This window comes from Sphingobium sp. Leaf26, from assembly GCF_001421665.1.
Taxonomy (GTDB): domain Bacteria; phylum Pseudomonadota; class Alphaproteobacteria; order Sphingomonadales; family Sphingomonadaceae; genus Sphingobium.
This window is the reverse complement of record NZ_LMKV01000029.1, coordinates 168187-190451: the sequence shown is the minus strand read 5'-3', so window position 1 is coordinate 190451 and position 22265 is coordinate 168187. Positions and strand designations below refer to the sequence as shown.

Annotated in this window: 19 protein-coding genes; 10 read left to right on the top strand and 9 right to left on the bottom strand. The window is 64.4% G+C overall.

Annotated features, from left to right (window positions below):
* Nucleotides 1-96 precede the first annotated feature (96 nt).
* The 3 genes from ASE85_RS18410 to ASE85_RS18400 form a co-directional block, all read right to left on the bottom strand.
* Nucleotides 97-639 carry a SixA phosphatase family protein gene (locus tag ASE85_RS18410; RefSeq protein ID WP_056691941.1) on the bottom strand — a complete coding sequence of 181 codons (543 nt, stop codon included), beginning with the start codon at nucleotides 637-639 and terminating at the stop codon, nucleotides 97-99.
* Complete coding sequence (locus tag ASE85_RS18405) at nucleotides 636-3389, bottom strand: ATP-dependent DNA helicase (protein ID WP_056691939.1); 2754 nt, start codon at nucleotides 3387-3389, stop codon at nucleotides 636-638. Before ASE85_RS18405 ends, ASE85_RS18410 begins: the two co-directional genes overlap by 4 nt.
* A 67-nt stretch (nucleotides 3390-3456) precedes the next feature.
* Nucleotides 3457-3834 (bottom strand): PilZ domain-containing protein, encoded by a 378-nt coding sequence (locus ASE85_RS18400; protein ID WP_056691936.1) that lies wholly within the window; start codon nucleotides 3832-3834, stop codon nucleotides 3457-3459.
* A gap of 130 nt (nucleotides 3835-3964) precedes the next feature.
* Here ASE85_RS18400 and ASE85_RS18395 point away from each other — a divergent pair, with 130 nt between their 5' ends.
* Nucleotides 3965-5560 carry a lysine--tRNA ligase gene (locus tag ASE85_RS18395; RefSeq protein ID WP_056691933.1) on the top strand — a complete coding sequence of 532 codons (1596 nt, stop codon included), beginning with the start codon at nucleotides 3965-3967 and terminating at the stop codon, nucleotides 5558-5560.
* 208 nt (nucleotides 5561-5768) lie between these two features.
* On the opposite strand, the gene ASE85_RS18390 is transcribed toward ASE85_RS18395, so the two are convergent.
* From ASE85_RS18390 to ASE85_RS18380, 3 genes are all read right to left on the bottom strand, one after another.
* On the bottom strand, nucleotides 5769-6239 hold the full coding sequence (locus ASE85_RS18390) for an RcnB family protein (RefSeq protein ID WP_056691928.1): 471 nt from the start codon (nucleotides 6237-6239) through the stop codon (nucleotides 5769-5771).
* Between the two features lie 143 nt (nucleotides 6240-6382).
* Nucleotides 6383-7057 carry a prolyl hydroxylase family protein gene (locus ASE85_RS18385; protein ID WP_056691924.1) on the bottom strand — a complete coding sequence of 225 codons (675 nt, stop codon included), beginning with the start codon at nucleotides 7055-7057 and terminating at the stop codon, nucleotides 6383-6385.
* 96 nt (nucleotides 7058-7153) lie between these two features.
* On the bottom strand, nucleotides 7154-8128 hold the full coding sequence (locus ASE85_RS18380) for an RcnB family protein (RefSeq protein ID WP_056691921.1): 975 nt from the start codon (nucleotides 8126-8128) through the stop codon (nucleotides 7154-7156).
* A 247-nt stretch (nucleotides 8129-8375) separates the two neighbouring features.
* Here ASE85_RS18380 and ASE85_RS18375 point away from each other — a divergent pair, with 247 nt between their 5' ends.
* The 3 genes from ASE85_RS18375 to ASE85_RS18365 all read left to right on the top strand — a co-directional run bounded on the left by ASE85_RS18375 (nucleotide 8376) and on the right by ASE85_RS18365 (nucleotide 12543).
* On the top strand, nucleotides 8376-8921 hold the full coding sequence (locus tag ASE85_RS18375; protein WP_056691915.1) for a biliverdin-producing heme oxygenase: 546 nt from the start codon (nucleotides 8376-8378) through the stop codon (nucleotides 8919-8921).
* The gene (locus ASE85_RS18370) at nucleotides 8914-11478 is read left to right on the top strand and encodes an HWE histidine kinase domain-containing protein (RefSeq protein ID WP_056692079.1); all 2565 of its coding nucleotides are present in this window, start codon (nucleotides 8914-8916) and stop codon (nucleotides 11476-11478) included. The genes ASE85_RS18375 and ASE85_RS18370 overlap by 8 nt, the downstream gene beginning before the upstream one ends.
* Before the next feature lie 255 nt (nucleotides 11479-11733).
* On the top strand, nucleotides 11734-12543 hold the full coding sequence (locus ASE85_RS18365; protein ID WP_056691912.1) for a DODA-type extradiol aromatic ring-opening family dioxygenase: 810 nt from the start codon (nucleotides 11734-11736) through the stop codon (nucleotides 12541-12543).
* On the opposite strand, the gene ASE85_RS18360 is transcribed toward ASE85_RS18365, so the two are convergent.
* The 3 genes from ASE85_RS18360 to ASE85_RS18350 form a co-directional block, all read right to left on the bottom strand.
* The gene (locus ASE85_RS18360; protein WP_056691909.1) at nucleotides 12528-13085 is read right to left on the bottom strand and encodes a (2Fe-2S)-binding protein; all 558 of its coding nucleotides are present in this window, start codon (nucleotides 13083-13085) and stop codon (nucleotides 12528-12530) included. The genes ASE85_RS18365 and ASE85_RS18360 overlap by 16 nt on opposite strands.
* Nucleotides 13082-13561, bottom strand: a complete 480-nt coding sequence (locus ASE85_RS18355; protein WP_200928399.1) for a DUF2721 domain-containing protein — start codon at nucleotides 13559-13561, stop codon at nucleotides 13082-13084. Before ASE85_RS18355 ends, ASE85_RS18360 begins: the two co-directional genes overlap by 4 nt.
* 146 nt (nucleotides 13562-13707) lie before the next feature.
* Nucleotides 13708-14916 (bottom strand): LL-diaminopimelate aminotransferase, encoded by a 1209-nt coding sequence (locus ASE85_RS18350; RefSeq protein WP_056691898.1) that lies wholly within the window; start codon nucleotides 14914-14916, stop codon nucleotides 13708-13710.
* A gap of 143 nt (nucleotides 14917-15059) precedes the next feature.
* Between ASE85_RS18350 and ASE85_RS18345 the strand changes: the two genes are divergently transcribed.
* From ASE85_RS18345 to ASE85_RS18320, 6 genes are all read left to right on the top strand, one after another.
* Nucleotides 15060-16799 carry a PHA/PHB synthase family protein gene (locus ASE85_RS18345; RefSeq protein WP_056691894.1) on the top strand — a complete coding sequence of 580 codons (1740 nt, stop codon included), beginning with the start codon at nucleotides 15060-15062 and terminating at the stop codon, nucleotides 16797-16799.
* Between the two features lie 151 nt (nucleotides 16800-16950).
* Nucleotides 16951-17754: a phasin family protein gene (locus ASE85_RS18340; protein ID WP_056692076.1), complete on the top strand. Its 804-nt coding sequence runs from the start codon at nucleotides 16951-16953 to the stop codon at nucleotides 17752-17754.
* 222 nt (nucleotides 17755-17976) lie between these two features.
* Nucleotides 17977-18387 carry an ATP-dependent Clp protease adapter ClpS gene (gene clpS, locus ASE85_RS18335; protein ID WP_056691889.1) on the top strand — a complete coding sequence of 137 codons (411 nt, stop codon included), beginning with the start codon at nucleotides 17977-17979 and terminating at the stop codon, nucleotides 18385-18387.
* A 135-nt stretch (nucleotides 18388-18522) separates the two neighbouring features.
* Complete coding sequence (locus ASE85_RS18330) at nucleotides 18523-19134, top strand: hypothetical protein (RefSeq protein ID WP_056691887.1); 612 nt, start codon at nucleotides 18523-18525, stop codon at nucleotides 19132-19134.
* Nucleotides 19135-19246: 112 nt separating this feature from the next.
* Nucleotides 19247-20755, top strand: a complete 1509-nt coding sequence (locus ASE85_RS18325) for a glycerol-3-phosphate dehydrogenase (RefSeq protein WP_056691883.1) — start codon at nucleotides 19247-19249, stop codon at nucleotides 20753-20755.
* Nucleotides 20752-22215 carry a glycerol kinase gene (locus tag ASE85_RS18320; protein WP_056691880.1) on the top strand — a complete coding sequence of 488 codons (1464 nt, stop codon included), beginning with the start codon at nucleotides 20752-20754 and terminating at the stop codon, nucleotides 22213-22215. The genes ASE85_RS18325 and ASE85_RS18320 overlap by 4 nt, the downstream gene beginning before the upstream one ends.
* The last annotated feature ends 50 nt before the right edge of the window (nucleotides 22216-22265 follow it).

The window sequence follows — 22265 nt, the reverse complement described above, 5'->3', positions numbered from 1 at the left end:
GAAGCATCAGGCTCGCAATATCCGTCGATACGCCATGTCGACTTCGCTCATTGGCTACTCAGGACGAACGGTTTAGTACGAGATCGATGAGGATGTTTAGCGCGATTCAGGCCCCAGCGCGGGGTCCAGGTCGCGCGGGCGGGTGAAGCTGGCGAGGGTCGCGATATTCTCCCGCGCGTCGTTCCACCGGTCGATGGGCAGGTCCAGCACGGCAATGCTGGCCGTGGGAAACTTGATCTCCACATCCTCGCGCAGCGGACTGATGCCGTCGTCGGGAACGAGGTCCAGGATCAGTTCCTCCAGCCCCGGATTATGCCCGGCCAGCAGCGCGCTGTCGGCGCTGTCGGGCAGGTCGCGGATGACGTCGAACAAAGTGGGTGCGGAGGCGAGGTAGATACGCCGGTCCCAGCGCGCGTCCAGCGTCTCGCCATAGCCCGCGAAGAAGGTTTCCAGCGTCTGCACCACCCGCACGGCAGGCGAAGCGACCAGCATGTCGAAGCGTATGGCGCGCTGCGCGGCGAACCGGCCCATCAGCAGGGCGGCCTTTTCCCCCCGACCGTTGAGCGGCCGGTCGAAATCCCGCGCGACCGGATCGTCCCAATCCGACTTGGCGTGGCGCAACAGGGTCAACCGCTTCATTGTGTCTCCTGTTGGGGAAGGCCGGATTCGCGCCCCTGATGCCCCAAAGCGGGCGCTGCGCCAAGGGCCTGTTCGCGCGCTTGCACGCTGACCGCGATGATCGCCTCGTCCAGTGTCAGCCGACGGATCGGCGTGCCGGGCGGGAAGGCGCTGAGCAACCGGCTGGGCATGGCGGCGGACAGGATGACGAAACTGCCCTTGTCCTCGGCCCGGCGGATGAGCCGTCCGAACGCCTGTGCCAGCCGCGCCCGGATCAGTCGGTCGTCATAGGCGCTGCCGCCCCCGGCCAGCCGTCGCGCCGCATGCAGCACGGTGGGTTTCGACCATGGCACGCCCTCCATCACCACCAGCCGCAGCGAATGGCCCGGCACGTCCACGCCGTCGCGCAACGCATCGGTGCCCAGCAGCGAGGCGCGTGGATCGTCGCGGAAGATGTCGACCAGCGTTCCGGTATCCATGGGATCGACATGCTGGGCGTAGAGCGGCAGTCCGGCGCGCGCCAGCCGGTCGGCGATCCGCGCATGCACCGCGCGCAACCGGCGGATCGCGGTGAACAGCCCCAGCGTACCCCCGCCCGCCGCCTCGATCAGCCGGCCATAGGCGCCGGACAGCGCCGCAATATCGCCGCGCTTGATGTCGGTGACGATCAGCACTTCGGCCCGGCCGGGATAGTCGAACGGGCTGGTCGCCTCGAACCGTTCCGCGCCATGGGGCAGATGGGCAGCGCCACTGCGCGCCTCCGCATTGCTCCAGTCGCCGCCGCCTTTCAGCGTGGCGGACGTCAGCAGCACGCCCTGTGCGGGCTTCAGTACCGTCTCAGCCAGCGGTCGCGTGGGGTCCAGCCAGTGGCGATGGATGCCGATGTCATATTCGCGCCCCTCGATCCGGTCGACCGTCATCCAGTCGACATAGTCCGGGTCGGCCGGCCCGCCGATCCGCGCCAGCAAGGCCAGCCAAGCCGCGATCAGGTCGCGCCGCCAGCTCAGCGAGGCGATCGCCCCTTCCACCCGCGCCCGCGCCGCGCCGTCCAGCCAGTCGGGCGCATCCTCGATCACCGCTTCCAGCCGCCGGGCGAGCCGCACCAGCGGCTTGATGAGCGCATCCAGCGCCAGCGCCGCCTCCTGCGCCGCCTCGACCAGCGCGCCGTCCGGTTCGGCCAGCTCGGTTTCCAGCCCATAGCCGGCATCCGCCTCGCCCGCTGCTTCTGCGCGGGTGTAGACGGTGCCGCGCACCGCCGCGAGCAGCGCCTCCAGCGGCCCGAACGGCTCGCCGGCGACGATGCGCTTCAACCAGTCGTCGGCGGGCAACGCCTGCGCCGCGTCGATCGCCGCGCGGATCGCCTGACCGCCTTCCTCGTCATAGCTGGCAAGGTCGGACAGGCGCGCGGCCAGACCCCGGCGTCGCCCGCGCGATCCGCCTTCCGGCCCCATGATCCAGCGCCGCAGCTCGATCGCCTCCTGCCCCGACAAAGCGACGGAGAAGGTCGAATCCGCCGCGTCGAACAGATGATGCCCCTCGTCGAACACGATGCGCTGCGGCCTTTGCCCGGTTTCGCGTCCGCGCGCGGCGTTGATCATCACCAGCGCGTGATTGGCGATGACGATATCGGCGTCGGCGGACGCCCGCGCCGACCGCTCGATGAAGCATTTGCGATAATGCGGGCAGCCGGCATAGATGCACTCGCCGCGCCGGTCGGTCAGCGCGGTGGAGCCGTTGCGGCGGAACAGCGTCGGCAACCATCCGGGCAGGTCGCCGCCCACCATGTCGCCATCCTTGCTGAACGCGGCCCAGCGCGCCACCAGTTGCGCCAATATCGCCGCGCGGCCGGTAAAGCCGCCCTGCAACGCATCTTCCAGATTGAGCAGGCAGAGATAATTTTCCCGCCCCTTGCGCACCACCACCCGCTTCGCCGCCACAGCCGCATCAGGAAACAGACGCAGCGATTCGCGGTCGAGTTGGCGTTGCAATGCCTTTGTATAGGTCGAAACCCAAACCGTGCCCTGCGCTTCGCTGGCCCAGAGAGAGGCGGGGGCCAGATAGCCCAATGTCTTGCCGATGCCGGTGCCCGCTTCGGCCAGCAGCATATTGGGCTGGTCGCGATGCTTGCGCGGGGTGAAGGTCATGCGGGCGGCGGCGGCATAGGCGCGTTGTCCGGGGCGCGGTTCGGCACCCTTGCCGGTCAGCGCGTCCAGCCGGGCCAGCACCTGATCCTCCTTCAGGCTGACGGTACGCGGGGTGGGGCGGGGCTGCGCCTCCTCCCATTCGGGCAATTTGGTGAACAGCCAGCGTTCTGCCTCACGCGGGCGGGCGATGCGCGGCGCGACCAGCGGCGACCAGGGCCAGCGCAGCCGGTGCAGGGCCTGCGCGGCGGTCCATCCGCCCTCGCGTTCCGTCCAGTCCGGTGCTTCCAGCCGGTCGAGCAGCATCGCCGCGCCCTGTTGCAGCAGCGCGGGAATATCGCCCTCATTCGCCGGCGCGGGCAGGCCCAACGCTTCCGCCAGCCCCTTGGGCGTAGGCACCAGAAAGCGTGCGGGATGCAGGAAGGCCCAGAGTTCGAGCAGGTCGAGGCCGTTGAGTTCAGGATAGCCCAGCCGTTGTCCGGTCAGCGGGGCGTTGAGCAGCAGCACCGGCGTTTCGGCGCTGCGGGCGATCGCCTGCCCCTTGGCCAGTGCCTGGGTACGGTCGCCTTCGCGCAACCAGATGCCGCCATGGCTGGCGTGGAGCGCGGGTAGGGTGGCGGGGTCGATCACTGGCCCGTGTCTAGGCGAGCAGGAACAAAAGGAAAACTGAAATATGGTTCTCGCGCTGTCGGCCCGGTCAGCCGGTGCGCCGACCAAAACCGCCGCCGCCGGCATGGCCGCCACCAAATCCGGTGTTCACGGCACGGGGCTGGAAAGCGACCGGCGCGCGCTTGGCGGCGCGGGCCATTTCAAGGCGCTCGTAAAGCGGGCCTTCGTTCAGTTCATAGGGGAAGCGGATGCCCATGCGGTCCTCTTCGGACCAGCGGACCGTGCCGAACACGGTATAGCCGTCCAGATCGATCTGGCATTGCGACCGGGCGGGCAAGGTGCAGCCCACGACCTGCGCGCCGCCTTCGCTCAGATCGACGATCACGCCGTCCAGGCTGTCCAGCACCGTCGTCACGACGATGGGAATGTCCACGGCAATGCGCTCGCGGCTGCGCTGTATCTGCATATCGCCTCCAATAATCCTATTATCGGTACGCAAGGTTAACGAAAACTGAAACTGCGAACGATTGTCAAAACGCTTCACGCGGCCGAATAGCGTTTTCTTTCGCTTTAGCAGGGTTTAGGGGGCGTGAATCATGACAATGTCCGATATCCTCCGCACCGCCGCAACCGCATCCAAGGCCTGGCCTTATGAAGAAGCCCGCAAGCTTCTGAAACGTTATGGACTGAACGGGAAAGAGGGCGCCGCGCCGGACAAGGGGCATATCCTGTTCGAAACCGGCTATGGCCCGTCGGGCCTGCCGCATATCGGCACGTTCAACGAAGTGCTGCGCACCACCATGGTGCGCAACGCCTTCCATGCGCTGTCGGATATTCCTACGCGACTGGTGGCGTTCAGCGACGATCTGGACGGGTTCCGCAAGGTTCCCGACAATGTGCCCAACCAGGCGATGCTCAGCGAATATCTGGGCAAGCCGCTGACGCAGGTGCCCGATCCATTCGAAAAGTTCGAAAGCTTCGCCCATCATAATAACGCGATGCTGCGCGATTTCCTCGACAGCTTCGGCTTCGACTATGAGTTCGTGTCGGCGACCGAGCAATATCAGGCCGGCGCCTTCGATGAAGCGCTGCGTCAGGTGCTGCGCCGCTATCAGGCGATCATGGACATCATGCTGCCGACCCTGCGGAAGGAACGTGCGGCGACCTATTCGCCCGTCCTGCCGATTTCCCCAAAGAGCGGTATCGTGTTGCAGGTGCCGATCGAGGTGATCGACGCCGAAGCAGGGATCGTCCGATTCGTGGATGAAGGGGAAACGATCGAACAGTCGATCCTGGGCGGGGCGGCCAAGCTGCAATGGAAGGTCGACTGGGCGATGCGCTGGTATGCGCTGGGCGTCGATTATGAAATGGCGGGCAAGGATCTGATCGATTCGGTGACGCAATCGTCCAAGATCTGCCGCGCGCTCGGCGGACGCCCGCCGGAAGGTTTCAATTATGAGATGTTCCTGGACGAAAAGGGCGAGAAAATCTCCAAGTCCAAGGGCAATGGCCTCAGCCTGGAGCAGTGGCTGACCTATGGCCCGCAGGAAAGCCTCGCCTTCTACGCCTATCGCGAACCCAAGAAGGCCAAGCAACTGCACATGGGCGTCATCCCGCGCGCGGTGGACGAATATTGGCAGTTCCGCACCAACTATCCCAAGCAGGCGGTCGAGCAGCAATTGGGCAACCCGGTTCATCACATCCATGACGGCAAGTTGCCCCACGGCGAACTGCCGGTGACCTTCGGCTTGCTGCTGAATCTGGTCGGCGTGATGGGCGATGCCAGCCGCGAACAGGTATGGGGCTATCTCCAGAACTATGTCCCCGGCGCCAGCCCGGAAACCTATCCCGAACTGGACGCGCTGATCGGCCATGCGCTCGCCTATCACCGCGATTGCGTCGCGCCGACGCTCAAGCGCCGGCCACCGCACGCGAACGAGGCGGCGGCGCTGGTCAAACTCGATGCGGAACTGGCTGCGCTGCCGGCCGGCGCTACGGCGGAGGATATCCAGAATATCGTCTATGCCATCGGCAAGGATGAAGCGTTCGGCTTTGCCGAACTGCGCGACTGGTTCAAGGCCCTCTACCAGACCTTGCTGGGTGCCGATCAGGGACCACGCATGGGCAGCTTCATCGCGTTGTACGGCGTGGACAACAGCCGCAAGCTGATCGCGGAATCGCTCGCTTCCTGATCTGGATCAATAAGCGGGCGGAACATATTGCCGGGACGGGCGTTTGCGCATCGGTCCACCCCCCTTTCGGACTGGTGATGCGCTTCGCGCGCTTCATCGGCCGCGTGCGCCCGGAAACGGGCGGCGCGGCCAAGTCGGGGGAATAGACATGAAACGGCCCCTGACCTTTCTGTCAGGGGCCGTTTTTTTATCTTCTGATTCTGATATGTTACCAGAAGAAAGCGCGGTGGGCGGTAATCACGCGGCCGGTGCGCACGTTGACCAGCAGCACGTCGTTATAGTGGCGCACCCAACGCTGGTTCATGCCCGGACGGGGCAGGCGATAGCGGTTGGTGTCGTTGATATAATAGCGCGAGTTATAATAGGCCGGGCGAAGCTGTGCACCGGCATTCCACTGGTTGTAGCGGAAGGGCGCGCGCCAGTTGCCGCCGCGATAGACGGCGCGATGGCTGCGGCGATAGTCGCGCCAGTCTTCGCGCACTTCCTGACGGGCTTCGCGAACGTCGCGGCGAGCCTCCCGCACATCGCGGCGATCGCCATGGCGTTGCGCCTGGCGCAGGTCGCGCTGTTCCTCACGCAGATTGCGTTCGCCGCGACGGACTTCGCCATAGGACTGGGCCGACGCGACGCTGGGGACGACGGTGGCGGCCAGCAGGCCCAGGATGATGAACTTACGCATGTCTCTATCTCCCATATTCCGGGGCGACCAACCTCTCGGCTCTGTCGCCTGTAAGGAGAGATATGGCCCCCGCCGACTGAACGGCCGGAGAATGGATCAGTCAGATTCCAGTCATTTATGTCGCAAAGTGTAACCGCGCATGGTCAACCCCATGGCCGTTCGCGAAACCATTTGGTGACGACATATTTCGTGCCCTGTTCCACCGGCCGGGCGGCGTGCAGGCTCTTGCGGTTGGGCGACCCGTCACGATCCATATTGTTCCATATCAGGATCATGCCCTCGACCGGCGGCACCATGAATTCGCACTGCGGAAAATGCGTCTCGCCCCCGGCCTCGACCGGCGACAGATAGATCATCGCGGTCCAGGTCCGCTGCCCGCCGCTGGTCCGCATCTGCGGCCAATAGCTCGCCGTGACAGGGAAATAGTCGCAATGCACCTTATATTCCTGCCCCGGCGCATAGCGCTGCCCCTGCAATGTTTCGCCATGGCCCGTGGGCAGGCCGGTCATCGCGCAGATACGGTCGCTCACCGCCATGACCAGATCCTCCCACGGGTTGAGGTTGCAGCTATGGCTGGTGCGATAATCGGCATTGGCGCTGCCGGAAAACAGCGTCGACGGCTTGGCGTCGGCGTCGATCAGCGCGCGCAGCCCGGCGCATTCCTCCGCGCTCAGGAAATGCTGGCGACCATAGATTTCCAGATCGGGCGCGTCGATCCGATGTACCATCGGATTGCGGTCCAGCCGCCTGCGCACATCATCGCCGATCCCGGCCCGCAGTGGCGACGCGGTGCCGCCATCATCTTGTCCTTCGCTCATGACCGCGTCCTGCCACAGCCATGCCCGTCATGAAAAGACCCCGGCATGTTTCCATGCCGGGGTGAGTCTTTCCTGAAGGCCAGTCCAGGAAGGGCGTTACCAGAAGAAATTATTGATCACATCGACCACATAGCCGTCGCGCACGTCGACCAGCAGCGCGTCGTCATAATAGCGGATCCAGCGCAGCGAGCCGTAGGCCGGCGGCAAGCGATAGCTGTAGGGATCGTCCAGCCAGTAACTGTTCGAATAGAGCAGGCTGTTCAGGAAGATGCCGACCGAAAAGCTGCGATAACCATAGTTCCAGCCGCGAGGGGCATAATAGCGGCCCATGCGATAGCGGTCGCCATAGCGGTTGCGATAGCTGTTCCAGTCATAGCGCCGGTCCTGACGCCAGCCATTGTCCCAGCGCCGCTGATTGGCCCAGCGGCTGCGATCGTCGAAGCGCCGGCCATTATTCCAGTTGTTCCGGTCATTCCCGGTCCAGCCGCGATTGTCGTTCCACCGTGGATTGTCACGGCGCTCCGTGCGCCAATCCCGCGCAGTATCCCGGCGATCGTCGCGCCGATCATTGCGCCAGTCCTGCCGCCCATCCTGCCGCCCATCCTGCCGACCGTTGCGCCGATCATCGCGGCCATCGCGCCGGTCGTCCGGGCGATTGTTGCGCCAATCGGGCCGGTTCTCCTGCCGTTGCTGCTGGTCGCGCCAGTTCTGCGCCCGCTGCTGCCGGTCGCGCGCGACATTCTCCAACCCGCGATTGGGCTGGTTGCGGTCGCCGCGCCATTGATCGGAGCGTTGCTGCGGCCGATTGTCCGGCCGGACCTCCGGGCGTGGCGGCGCCATGGGCGACGCGGGGCGTTCGGCAGGGCGCTGCTGCCAGCGCTGGGGTGAGGCATCGCCGCGCGGCTGGTTCATGCGATTGCCGCGCGACACGGCCACACCGGCTTCGGCGCGGGCGGCGCGATCGCCACCACGCTCTCTGCGTTGCTCCGGGTTGCTTTGGGCATAGGCCGGGGCGATACCGCTCAGCAGCGTCGCACCCATCAGCCCCGCCAGCATCATCTTCCTCAACATCGTCGTGACTTTCCTGGATCGGGGACACTACGCCCCCTCATGATCCGTCTTCTAGGACAGGCGCGATGTCGAGATGCTGAACCCGTCATGCAGCGATTTGAAAGAATCGGCACTGTAGGTTAAAGAGGAGTCGTTCGAGCAGCTACTGTACGTCGGTGCGGTTCGCATATGCGACAAACCGCCGCTGTCGATCGAAAAGCTGATCCAGATCAGTGCGTCACCGTGAAACTGCCTATAGGACTGCCGAGTGACGAAATCTCCCGATGCTGGCCGTGACACGCCCACTGTCCGTCAGACCCTACGCGAGGCGACGACGGACAGTCATCGCCGTGTCGATGCCATCTATGCCGATTTCGCGCTCGATTCGCCAACCGACTATCGCGCTTTCCTGACCGCGCATGCCCGCGCTCTTGCTGGTCTGGAGGCGGCCGCGCAGCCCGATGCACCACGTCTGCCCTTGCTGGCGCAGGATCTTGCCGCGCTCGGCCAGCCCATGCCCGCGCCGTTGCCGCTGGAGGCCAATGCGGCCGATGGATTCCACTGGGGGCTGCGCTATGCGCTGGAGGGATCGCGGCTTGGCGGGGCCATGCTCTCGCGACAGGTCGGCCCCGACCTGCCCAGAGCTTATCTCTCCGCCGCCCATGGCAAGGGAGAATGGATAGCCTTCCAGCGCGCGCTCGACAGCGCTGCGGCGGAAGGCGGCGAAGGCTGGCTGGACGACGCCGTGCAGGGCGCGCAGGCCGCCTTCGCCCTGTTTGCCGATGCCGGGCAGCAGGCGTCTGCCCATGGCTGATCGGGAAGATCAGGCCCCTGCCTTCGCGGTCGACCTCGACAATTGCGATCAAGAACCCATTCATGTGCCGGGCACGGTCCAGCCGTTCGGTTTCCTGATCGCGCTGACCGCCGACTGGCTGGTGTCGCGGGTTTCGGCCAACAGTGCGCAGTTCATCGGCCTGACCCCGCAGGATATGCTGGGCAGGCCGATCGCCGATCTGCTGGATGGGGAGGCGATCCATGCCCTGCGCAACCGCATCACCCTGCTGCGCGGTCCCGATTCGGTCGAGCGGCTCTTTTCCATCCCGCTGATCGCCGGCGGTCCCGCTTTCGACGTCGCGGTCCACTTCTCCGGCCCGCTGGCGGTGGTGGAGGCGGAACCCGCCAGCCATGACGAGATGGAAGCGAGCAGCACCGTCCGCTCAATGGTCGCGCGATTGGCCCAGACCGATACCATGTCCGCTTTCCTGCGCGACGGCGCGCGGCAGGTGCGGGCGCTGACCGGCTTCGATCGCGTCATGGTCTATCGCTTTGCCGAGGCCGGCGATGGCGAAGTCGTCGCCGAAGCGCTCAAGCCCGGCATCGACAGTTTCTTCGGCCTTCATTATCCTGCCTCCGACATTCCGGCGCAGGCGCGCACGCTCTATCTGCGCAACATCTTCCGCGTGATCGCCGATGTGAAGGCTGCGCCGGTGCCGGTCGTCCCGACGCTCGACCCCACCGGCGCGGCGCTCGACATGTCGCTCTGCCTCACCCGCGCGGTGTCGCCCATCCATATCGAATATCTCGGCAATATGGGCGTTGGCGCGTCCCTTTCCATCTCGATCGTCGTAGAGGGGAAATTATGGGGCCTGTTCGCCTGCCACCATTATGCGCCGCGCCTGCCGACCTTCGCGCAGCGCAGCGCGGCCGAACTGTTCGGCCAGATCTTCTCGATGATGCTGGAAAGCCGCGAGCGGGCCGAAACCGCCACTTATGAAGGCAAGGCGCGGCAGGTGGCCGACCGGCTGCTGTCGGCGGTGGCGCAGGATCATGACCTGCTGACCAACGCCCGCTGGCTGGGGGACATCATCTTCGACACGATTCCCGCCGATGGCGTGGGCGTCTATATCGACGGGCAGATGACCTTTTCCGGACTGGCTCCGGATGCGTCCGCCTTTTCCGCGATCGTGTCGATGATGAACCGCGTCGCGGCAAGCCAGGTGTACACGACCGACACCCTGTCGTCGGTCCTGCCCGAAGCCGCCGCCTATGCCGATCGCGTATCGGGCGTGCTGGCGATCCCGCTGTCCCGTCGGCCGCGCGACTATGTCGTGCTGTTTCGCGCCGAGCAGCTACGCTCGGTGCGGTGGGCAGGCAATCCGGAAAAGGACATCGAATATGGGCCGAACGGCCCGCGTCTGACTCCGCGCAAAAGTTTTGAATCCTGGTCGCAACTGGTGAAGGGCGTGGCGCTGCCCTTTACCCCGGCCGAACGGCGAGTCGCCGAAGCGCTGCGCACCGCCCTGCTCGAAGTCATATTGCGCATGTCCGATTCCGCCGATGCGGAACGGCAGCGGGCAAACGAAAAGCAGGAATTGCTGATCGCGGAACTCAACCACCGCGTCCGCAACATCCTTTCGCTCATTCGCGGCCTGTTGTCGCAGACGCGCGACAGCGCCCGATCGGTCGATGAATTTATCGGCACGCTGGAAAGCCGCGTCCAGGCGCTGGCCCGCGCCCATGACCAGATCACCGCCGATCGCTGGAGCCCGGCGCGCCTCTATGACCTGATCGAGGTCGAATCGGGCGCCTATCTGGGCGAACGCAGCGACCGGGTGCGCTTGTCCGGCCCCAATGTGCTGCTGACGCCCGGCTGCTTCACCGTGCTGGCGCTGGTGATCCATGAAATGCTGACCAACGCCGCCAAATATGGCGCTTTGTCGGATAGCGGCACGGTGACGATCGACTGGCACGTGGATGAAGATGGCAGCCTGCTGATCGACTGGACCGAAAGCAGCGGCCCGCCGGTCGTGGCGCCGACCCGGCGTGGCTTTGGCTCCACCGTTATCGAACGGTCGATTCCCTATGATCTGGGCGGCCATGCCGACATCCACTATCGGCTGGCGGGGATAGAGGCGCATTTCTGCATCCCGTCCGTTCATGTCGTGTCGGTCCTGCCCGACATGACTATCAGCGATCGCGCCAAGCCGGTCGCGCCGGTCGCGCCCGGCCTGCTCAAGGGGCGCACCGTCCTGCTGGTCGAGGATAATATGATCATCGCCATGGATGGCGAGGATGCGCTGCGCGATCTGGGCGCCGACGTCGTCACCGCCGCGAGCGTCGGTCGCGCGCATGAAGCGATCGCGATCCAGCCGGTCGATCTGGCCGTGTTGGACTTCAATCTGGGGCCTGAAACCAGTCTGCCGATTGCCGATATGCTCGCCAAGCGCGGCATCCCCTTCATCTTCGCCACCGGTTATGGCGACGGGCTGGAACTGCCCGCGCGGTTCGAGGCGATCACGCTGGTCAAGAAACCCTATAGCGGCGCGACTTTGGCGCAGGCGCTGGCCCCGCTGATCGAGGTCGTGGGCTGAACCCCAGGCGCACAGCCTTGGCGAACGGCGAAACGGACAGTTTCCACATCACCAATTGCAGCCTGGCCGGTCTGCGCCGATCTATCGGTCATGCCGACTATCCTGTCCTACATCGCGTTGCGGCGCTATGATGGCCAGAGGGTGAGCGGCGGGCAGGGCCACTTTCCAATAGGATCGCGGTCAAGCAACATAATGTCGAAACGTGCGGGAAATGTGCGAAGTTAAGCCCGCCTGATCCTACTGGCGGACATCAGCATGACCCAGCCCACTTTCTTCATTCCCCATGGCGGCGGCCCCTGTTTCTTCATGGACCCGTCCGACCCGGACCGTCCCCACAGCGACCCGATGTGGCATCCGATGCAGGAATATCTCGCGGGCCTGATCGCCGGCCTGCCCGAACGGCCCCGCGCCATCCTGCTGGTGTCGGGCCATTGGGAAGAAGCCGCCTTCACCGTCCATGGCGGGGAAGGCCCGCCGCTGTTCTTCGACTATCATGGCTTTCCGCCGCACACCTACCAACTGCGCTGGGACGCGCCGGGCGCGCCTGACCTTGCCCATCGCGCCGCCGATCTGCTTCACGATGCCGGCTTTGCCACGCGCGAGGAAACGGCGCGCGGATGGGACCATGGTGTCTTCATCCCGATGAAGGTGGCGTTGCCCGATGCCGACATCCCGATCGCGCAATTGTCGCTGCGCCATGATCTCGATTCCGCTGCCCATATCGCGGCCGGCCGGGCGCTGGCGCCGCTGCGCGATGAAGGCGTGCTGATCATCGGCTCCGGCATGAGCTTCCACAATTTGCGGGTCCGCGGGCCGCAGGCGATTGCGCCTTCGACCGCGTGGGACGATGCCCTGATCAAGGCCGTCACCGACCCCGATCCGCAAGCCCGCGCCATCCGCGTTGCAGCATGGGATCAATTGCCCCACGCCCGTTTCGCCCATCCGCGCGAAGAGCATCTGTTGCCGCTGATGGTGGCGCTGGGGGCAGGGGGCGACGATGCCGCCACCTGTACCCATCGCAGTTCGGTCATGGGCTGGTCCGTGTCGGGCTACCGCTTCGGCTGAGTGGCCGGGCGCCCCAGTGCCGGCACCGTGCGTGCCGCATCTTCCGGGGTGATGCCGGGCGGTGGCGCGGCGTTGCCGCCCTGCTCCTCGCCCCGCATGATCCGCCCGGCCCGCCTGATCGCGCCGCGCAGCCGGGGATAGATGCCGCAGCGGCATATATTGGTGATCGCGCCGTCAATCTCCTCGTCCGACGGATCGTTCGTCCGGCGCAGCAACACGGACGCCGCCATGATGACGCCGGGGATGCAGTAACCGCATTGCGACACATTGTCGGCGGCGAAAGCCTGTTGCAGCGGATGGCCGCGATCGGGCGAGAGCGCCTCGATCGTGGTGACGAAACGCCCTTCGGTGTTGCCGATCGTGACTTGGCAGGATCGCACTGCTTCCCCGTCGATATCCACGGTGCACGCGCCACAATCGCCGGTGCCGCATCCATATTTGGTGCCGGTCAGGTTGGACGCATCGCGCAGCGCCCAGAGCAGGGGGGTCTGTGGGTCCATGCGATACTGGATCGGCCGGTCGTTGACGGTGAAGCGGGTCATGCCGCCTCTTCCTCCTCGACCTTGTGGAACAACACTTCGTTGCGAATATGGATGATCCGCGACGCCAACCGGATTTCCTGGATGAAGGTGGCGAAGGCCCCCGCCTGCAACAACATCGCCAGGCTGAACAGGATCGCGATCGGCGTGCCCAGATGGGCATCGAACAAATTGCCCGCGAACAGCAGGATGACGACCAGGCATACGGCGCAGGCCGACGCCACCGACAGGAAGATGGCGCTGTTGACCACGCTCATCCGCCGGTCGAGTACGCGGATTTCCGCGACCATCCGGTCATGCTCCTTCCCGCGCGTGGACAGCACCAGCCTTTCGACGTCGCGCGCCCGGTCGATGATCCGCGACAGGCGGCTGACGCAGACGTTCAGGAACGCGCCGATGCCCGCCAACAGGAACACCGGGGCCAGTGCCAGTTGAATGGTCTGCGCGACTTGGCTGACCTGGGGCAGGGCGGGGATCATCGTCATGCTCCTGTAACGACCTCTCCTGTCAGGATGGTTCCCCGGCGAACGCCTGGGTCCAGTTCCAGCGTTCGGGCTGGACCCCAGCGTTCGCCGGGGAACGGCCATAGGCCTGATTTGGGCGGCTGGTGATCCAGCCGCCCAAATCAGGCCGCCCCCTTGGCCGGGGTGTTGACGCCCATGGATTTGAGATACTGCTTGATATTGCGGGCGGCCTGACGCAGCCGCTGCTCATTCTCGACCATGGCGATGCGGACGAACCCTTCGCCATCCTCGCCATAGCCCACGCCCGGCGCGACCGCGACCTTGGCATGGGTGAGGAGCTGCTTGGAGAACTCAAGGCTCCCCATGTCTTTCAGGGCCGGCGGCAGCGGTGCCCAGCAGAACATGGAGGCGCGGGCCGGCGGAATGTCCCAGCCGGCGCGGCCGAAACTCTCCACCAGCACGTCGCGGCGCTTGTGATACAATTCGCGGTTCTTCTCCACAATGTCCTGCGGCCCGTTGAGCGCCGCGCAGGCGGCTGCCTGAATCGGCGTGAACGCGCCATAGTCCAGATAGGATTTCACCCGCGTCATCGCCGCGATCAGCTTCTGGTTGCCCACGGCAAAGCCCATGCGCCACCCGGCCATGGAGTAGGTCTTGGACAGCGAGGTGAACTCGATCGCCACATCCTTCGCGCCCGGCACCTGAAGGATGGAAGGGGTCGGGTTGCCGTCATAATAAAGTTCGGAATAGGCCAGGTCGGACAAGATCCAGACCTTGTTTTCCTTCGCCCAGGCGACGAGGCGTTCGTAAAAGGCCAGGTCGACCGTCTCGGCCGTCGGGTTGGACGGATAGTTCACCACCAGGATCGACGGACGCGGCACGGTGAAGGCCATGGCGCGGTCGAGCGACTTGAAATAATTCTCGTCCGGCGTCGTCGGCACGGAGCGAATGGTCGCCCCGGCGATGATGAAACCGAAAGTATGGATCGGATAGCTGGGATTGGGAGCCAGCACGACGTCGCCCGGCTCGGTGATCGCAGTGGCCAGGCTCGCAAGCCCCTCCTTCGATCCCATGGTGACGACGACTTCCTTGTCGGGGTCGACCTCCACGCCGAAACGTCGGGCATAATAGTTCGCCTGCGCTTTGCGAAGGCCGGGGATGCCGCGCGACTGGCTATAGCCGTGCGCGCTCGGCTTTTGCGCGACTTCGATCAGTTTCGCGATGACATGGTCAGGCGGCGGCAGGTCGGGATTGCCCATGCCAAGGTCGATAATGTCCTCGCCCGCGGCCCGCGCGGCGGCCCGCATGCCGTTCACTTCGGCGATGACATAGGGCGGCAGACGCTTCATGCGGTAAAATTCTTCGGACATTATAGGGGCTTTCCTGAAAGCTCTCTGTAGGGAATAGTGCGCGGCACGCCGTGGGCGTGTCACAATCTGGCTATAACCCGCCCGATTGCGACGCGCCAGCGAAAGCCGCGCCAAGAAATGATGCCATGAGGAGCAAGGTGGCCATGGATAAAGCCGATGTCATGGAACCGCATCTGCCCTCGCTGCAACTGATGCAGCAGTGGACACAGACGATCGGCCGCGCCCAGCAAATGATGCTGGAACAGGCGGCGGGTGCGACCGGCCGGACCTTGCCCTTCGACCCGGAAACCGTGTCGCGCATTCAGACCAGCTTCGCCGATGAAGGGCTGGCGATGTGGCAGCGGTTCTTGGATTCAGGCGGTCTGCTGCGCGACCATCCCGATCCCGCACCGGCCGGCAGCCCGGCGGCAGCGCGCGACCGGCGCTTTTCCGATCCGGCCTGGACCGAGCATCCCTTCTACGACCTGATCCGGCAAAGCTATCTGCTCGTATCGGACTATCTGACGCGCCTGACCGATGCGGTCGACGGCGTCGATCCCAAGGTGAAGCAGAAGCTGCGTTTTACGACCACTGGCGTGCTGGATGCGTTGTCGCCCTCCAACTTCCCGCTGACCAACCCGATCGTCATGCGCAAGACGATCGAGAGCGGCGGCGAAAATCTGGTCAAGGGCCTCAAGCATATGCTGGCCGATCTGGAAAAGGGGCAATTGACCCATACCGATGGCACCCAGTTCGAGCTGGGCCGCAACATCGCCGCGACGCCGGGCAAGGTCATCCACGAAACCCCGCTCTATCAACTGATCCATTATGTCCCCTCGACGGAAACGGTGCTGGAAACGCCGCTCATCATCTTCCCGCCCTGGATCAACCGCTTCTATATCCTCGACCTTTCGCCGGAGAAAAGCTTCGTCAAATGGGCGGTGGATCAGGGGATCAGCGTCTTTCTGGTGTCGTGGAAGTCGGCCGATGCCTCGATGAAGGATCTGGCGTGGGACGATTATATCCTGCGCGGACAGGTCGACGCGATCGACACGGTGCGCGATCTGCTGAAGGTGGAAAGCGTCCATACCATCGGCTATTGCGTGGCAGGTACGACGTTGGCCGCGACACTGGCTTTGCTGGCGGCGCGGGGGCAGGGGGACAAGGTGGCCAGCGCCACCTTCTTCACAGCGCAGGTCGATTTCAGCCAGGCCGGCGACCTCACCCTGTTCGTCGATGATGAGCAGATGAAGATGGTGGAGAAACTCTCGTCCAAGGGGTTCCTTGATGGGCGCTACATGGCCGCGACCTTCAACCTGCTGCGCGGGCGCGACCTGATCTGGAACTATGTCGTCAACAATTATCTGCTGGGCATGGATTATCCGCCCTTCGACCTGCTTTACTGGAATGGCGACACGACCAACCTGCCGGCGCGCTGGCACCAATCCTATCTGACCCAGCTCTATCGCGACAATCTGCTGGTGGTGCCGGGTGCGATCAGCGTGGACGGCACCCCGATCGACCTGACCAAGGTGATGACGCCGGCCTATGTGCAGGCCGGACGGGAGGATCATATCGCACCGCTGGAAAGCGTGTGGAAACTTACGGAGAATCTGTGCGGACCGATCCGGTTTCTGCTTGCAGGGTCGGGCCATATCGCCGGCGTGGTCAATCCGCCGGCAGCGAATAAATATCAATATTGGGCCTCGGCCGAGCCGCAGGCGACGCTGGAAGCGTTTCTGGAGGCAGCGACTGAAACCAAAGGCAGTTGGTGGCCGGACTGGCGCGCCTGGATCGAGAAATGTGATTCGCGGCAGGTGCCTGCGAAGGGCGCGCGGCAGCCGGGCAAGGGCCATCTGAAAGCGATCGAGGATGCGCCGGGCCGTTACGTCAAGGCGCGATAGAGGAACGATGGCACGCCGATTTCCGGGCTTTTCGGCTAGATGCGAGAGAAAGCGGGCGGGCCGCTCATGTCAATTTTGTTGCACTGCACAATAACTATTGCGGATGCAGTGCAAAAGGCTTATTGTGCAGTGCAACAAACGGAGGATGGTCATGGCTGTTTCACCAAAGACCTCGAAGAGCAGCCCGCTTGCCAAAGCGGCATCGACGACCTTGTCGGCGAGCGAGGCGCTCAAGGCGGCTGAATCGGCGATCGGAAGCGCGCCGGTGAAGAAGCCCGTGCCCAAAAAGCCGGCGGCGGTTTCGGCGGCGGTCAAGCCGATCGATACCAACCCGCAGAAGGAACCGACGCCGACCCCCGTGCCGACGCCGACGCCTACTCCGGCCCCCACGCCGACGCCGACCCCTTCGTCGACACTCGAAATCACAGAGAGCCTGACCGAAAAGGCCGAGCCAATCGCGACCCAGCCGCTGCCCGCAGAAGGAACCAAGAGCATGACCGACGTCATTGAAACCGGAAAGAAGTTCGCCGAAGACACCAAGGCCAAGTTTGAAACGGCCTATGCCGATTTCAACGAAAAGGCGAAGGGCCATGTCGAAAAGTCGACCAAGGCCATCGAAGAGCTGAGCGACATCGCTAAGGGCAATGTCGAAGCGCTGGTTGAATCGGGCAAGATCGCTGCCAAGGGCATCGAAACGCTCGGCCAGGAAGCCGTCGACTACAGCAAGAAGAACTTCGAAAAGGCGACCGCCTCGTTCAAGAGCTTCTCGACCGTCAAGACGCCGACCGAATTCTTCCAGCTCCAGAGCCAGATGTTGTCGAGCAGCTTCGACGAGTTCACGAAGGAAGCCGCCAAGCACAGCGAAGCGATGATGAAGCTGGCCGGCGAAGTTGCCCAGCCGCTGACCGCCCGCGTGACGCTGATGACCGACAAGGTGAAGTCGCTGGCCGCCTGATCGGCCAAGCTTTTCCAAGCCTGGAGCATTTTCGAAGCAGGCGGGATAGCCTGCTGGCTCGGAAAATGCGGTAAACAAAAGACAATGGGAGCATGATCGGAATGACCGGATTATGCTCAGGTCTGAAAGGGGCGTCGCTTTCCGGATGGAGGGCGGCGCCCCTTTCGCGTTAACGTTGAATTATTGGCGTCAGCGGTTGGATCGACCGCCCCACCCCTTGCCATGGAGCGGGAAATCGCCATATCCTCGATCATCATGACCAGCTTTACTCCATCCCATGCAGGCCCCGTCACCATGGCCGGCCAGGATCCGGACGATCAGGGTGAAGGCCCCGGCGGCCCCAGCGTCGGTATCGCCACCCGCACTCGTACCCGCACCAAGAAGCCTTCGCTCTACAAGGTGCTGATGCTGAACGACGATTATACGCCGATGGAGTTCGTCGTCCATGTGCTGCAAAGCTTCTTCCGCATGGATATGGAGGAGGCCACACGGGTAATGCTGCACGTACATCAACGCGGGGTCGGCGTATGCGGCGTCTTCAGCTATGAGGTGGCTGAAACGAAGGTTAATCAGGTGATGGATTTCGCCCGGCAGAACCAACATCCGCTGCAATGCACGCTGGAAAAAGCCTGACTCACGCTACCCCGTCAACTGCGTATTGGTGACTGTAGCGCTTATATTTCAATAAATTACATCATTGAAATACAAGGTTTTTTCAGACCTTGTCGGCATGATGGCCCCTGCTGAAACGAAACGGGGGCTTCAATCATGACCAGCATCAATAGTTATAATATGAATATGCCGCCATCGCCCCGCGCGATGATGGACCGGAAGATCGGCGCCGCCGTGGAGTCGGGGTCGCTGTCGGAAGTCGACGGCGATGCCCTGGAAACCGCGCTGGATTCGATCGACAGCGCACTCTCGTCATCCGCCAGCGAAAGCAACTCGCGGCTCGCTCCGTCCGCGATGAAAGATCGGATTGATTCGCTGATCGACGATCAGGTGTCGGCGGGTACTTTGACCGAAGATCAGGCGGCGGCGTTGCAGAGCTTCTTTGCGCAAGGGCCGGGCAGGGCAACCACGACGGCCGACGCCAGCGGCGACGAGCAGGGCTTCAGCATCGGTGGCATAGGCGGGGTAGGTGGCCCCGGCGCCATGCGTGGTCCGCCGCCGGGTCCGCCGCCATCGGGATCGAGTGACGAAAGCGAAGGCAGCAGCACGACCAGCAGTACCGACGCAGCCAGCGCGACGGACCAGCTGGATTCGATCATTGCCTTCCTTGAAAATCTGCGGAGCAGCCTGTCGCAGTCGTTGTACGGCAGCGCGACGAGCAGTACCGACAGCAGCAACAGCGGGCTGGTGATCGACAGCCTGGCTTGACCCTCTTCGTCCGGGGACTGACGAAGGCCCGGCGGAGCATGCGATGGCATGCGCCGCCGGGTTTTACATTTGCCGGTTCCCTAGTCCGCTGCCGCCGCCTACATCATGGGGTGTGAGCGATACGCCAGCAGCCGACATCTACGACCTGGCCGTCATCGGCGGCGGGATAAACGGCTGCGGCATTGCCCGCGACGCCGCCGGCCGCAGAGCGCGCGTGCTGCTGCTGGAGCAGGGCGATCTGGCCAGCGGCACCTCCTCCGCTTCGACCAAGCTGATCCATGGCGGACTGCGCTATCTGGAGCATCATGCTTTCGGGCTGGTGCGCGAATCGCTGATCGAACGGGAGCGGCTCTGGGGAATCGCCCCGCACATCATCCATCCGATGCGCTTCGTCCTGCCCTGGACAAAAGGCCTGCGCCCGCGCTGGATGTTACGGATGGGCCTGTTTCTCTATGACCATATTGGCGGTCGTCGCGCCTTGCCCGCGACCCATGCGATCGACCTGCGCCGTCATGCGGCGGGCAAAGCGTTGAAGCCCGCTTTCGGGCCGGCCTATTGCTATTCGGATGGTTGGGTCGATGACGCCCGGCTGGTCCTGCTCAATGCGCGCGATGCCGCCGATCGGGGCGCGGATGTCCATACCCGCACGGCCGTCGTGCGGCTGGAACGGGCCGAGGGCCTCTGGCATATCCAGACGCGAACGACACAGGGTAAAGTGCAGAGACTCCATGCCCGTGCGGTCGTCAACGCCGCTGGTCCCGCCGTGCTGGACCTGCTGGAACGCGCTCGTCGGCCGACCGATCGCCATATGCGGCTGGTTCGCGGGTCGCATATTGTCGTGCCGCGCCTGTTCGATCATGGCCATGCCTATTTCTTCCAGTTGCCTGATAGCCGGATTTTCTTTGCTATCCCCTATGAATACGACTTCACCTTGATCGGCACCACCGATCGGGATCATCGAGGCGGGCTGGACCGGGTCGAGCCGAGCGATGAAGAGGTCGCCTATTTGTGCGAGGCGGCCAATCGCTATTTCGCGCGTCGGATCGCTCCGGCCGATGTCGTCTGGTCCTATGCCGGGGTGCGCCCGCTGGTCGATGACGGTTCGGGGCGGCCGGAGGCGGCGACGCGGGGCTATCGGCTGGATATCGACGGCACGCCGGGAGACGCGCCGTTGCTCAGCATCTTCGGCGGCAAGATCACCACCTATCGCCATCTCGCGGCGGAGGCGGTGGAGATGCTCAAGCCCTATCTGCCTGTCCTGCAAGGCGGCGACTGGACCGCCGGTGCGCCATTGCCCGGCGGAGACTTCCCTATGACCGGCCTGGCGGCGCTGACTGCCGATCTGGCCCGCGACTACCCCTTTCTGGCGCCTATCACAGTCGATCGGATCGCGCGAGCATATGGTACGCGGGCGCGGGTCTGGCTGGGCGACGCCAGCGATGCGGCCGGGCTGGGACTGGCTTTCGGTCATGGGCTGAGCGAGGCGGAGGTCCGCCACATGATGACCCGCGAATGGGCGCAGACCAGCGAGGACATCCTCTGGCGGCGGAGCAAGCTTGGCCTGCGGCTGGACCATGCGCAGGTGGAGCGGCTGGAGCAATGGTTGGAGGAGAGGGCATGAGCGAGCGGCATCTGCTGGTGCTGGATGCGGGGACGACGTCGACGAGGGCGATGCTGTTCGCGCCCGATGGTACCCGCGTCGCGACGGCGCAGGCGGACCTGACCCAATTTTATCCACAGCCCGGTTGGATCGAACATGATGCAGCGGAAATCTGGACGCTTACGCTGGATTGCGCGCTACAGATGGTGGCGCAAGCGGGCGGCGCCGACCGGATCGCCGCGATCGGCATCACCAATCAACGCGAGACGGTCGTGGCTTGGGACCGGCAGAGCGGCGATCCGCTGGGCCGGGCGATCGTCTGGCAGGACCGGCGCACGGCCAATCAATGTATGGGGCTGCGGGACGGCGGGCATGAGCCGCTGGTTCAGCAGCGTACCGGCCTGATCCTCGATCCCTATTTTTCCGCGACGAAGATGCGTTGGATGATCGACCATTGTCCGGAGGTCGCGGCGGCCGGCGACCGATTGGCCTTTGGGACGGTGGAAAGCTGGCTGGTGTGGAAACTGACCGGCGGCCTGCACATCAGCGACGCCAGCAATGCCAGTCGCACCCAGTTGATGGCGCTGGATGGGGCGGGATGGGACGCGGAACTCTGCGCCTTGTTCGGCGTCCCACTGACGACCTTGCCGGCCATCGTCGACAATGCCGGCGATTTCGGCGCGACCCTGCCGGACCTGCTGGGTGGATCGATCCGAATCTGCGGTCTGGCTGGCGATCAGCAGGCGGCAACCATCGGGCAGGGTTGCCTGGCGCCGGGCGTGGTCAAGGCGACGCTTGGCACCGGCGCTTTCGTGCTCGCGTCGCTGGGTGAGCGATTGCCTGCCTCCGCCAACCGGTTGCTGGGAACGGTCCTGTGCCAGGTCGCCGGCCGCCGCCATTATGCGCTGGAAGGCTCCATCTTCGTTGCCGGCAGCCTGATTCAGTGGCTGCGCGACAGTCTGGGCCTGATCGCGGCCGCGGCGGATACGGATGCGATCGCCCGGTCCGTGCCGGACAATGGCGGCGTGGTCCTGCTGCCGGCCCTGTCAGGCCTCGGCGCACCCCATTGGCGGCCGGAGGCCACCGGGATCATCGGCGGCCTCACCCATGGCACTAGCCGCGCCCATATCATCCGCGCCGCGCTCGAATCGATGGCGCATCAAGTGCATGATCTGGCCGCTGCCTTTACCGCTGATGGCGCGCCCTGGCACATGCTGCGCATCGACGGCGGCATGAGCGCCAACGACTGGATCGCGCAGGATATGGCGGATATGCTCGACCTGTCCGTTGAACGCCCTGCCGATGTCGAGACGACGGCGCGGGGGGCGGCGATGCTGGCTGGCTTGGGCTGCGGCTTATTCCCGTCGCTGGAGGCGGCGACCGACATGGCTTCGCCTCGGACGCGATTCGTACCGACCATGGCGGACGATGTCAGGGCAGGGCGCTTGGCGGAATGGCGCACCTTGCTGGCCCGGCCGTGACGACATCGTCATGATGGCGTAACGCCCGAGAGCAAATATTAAGAATGACG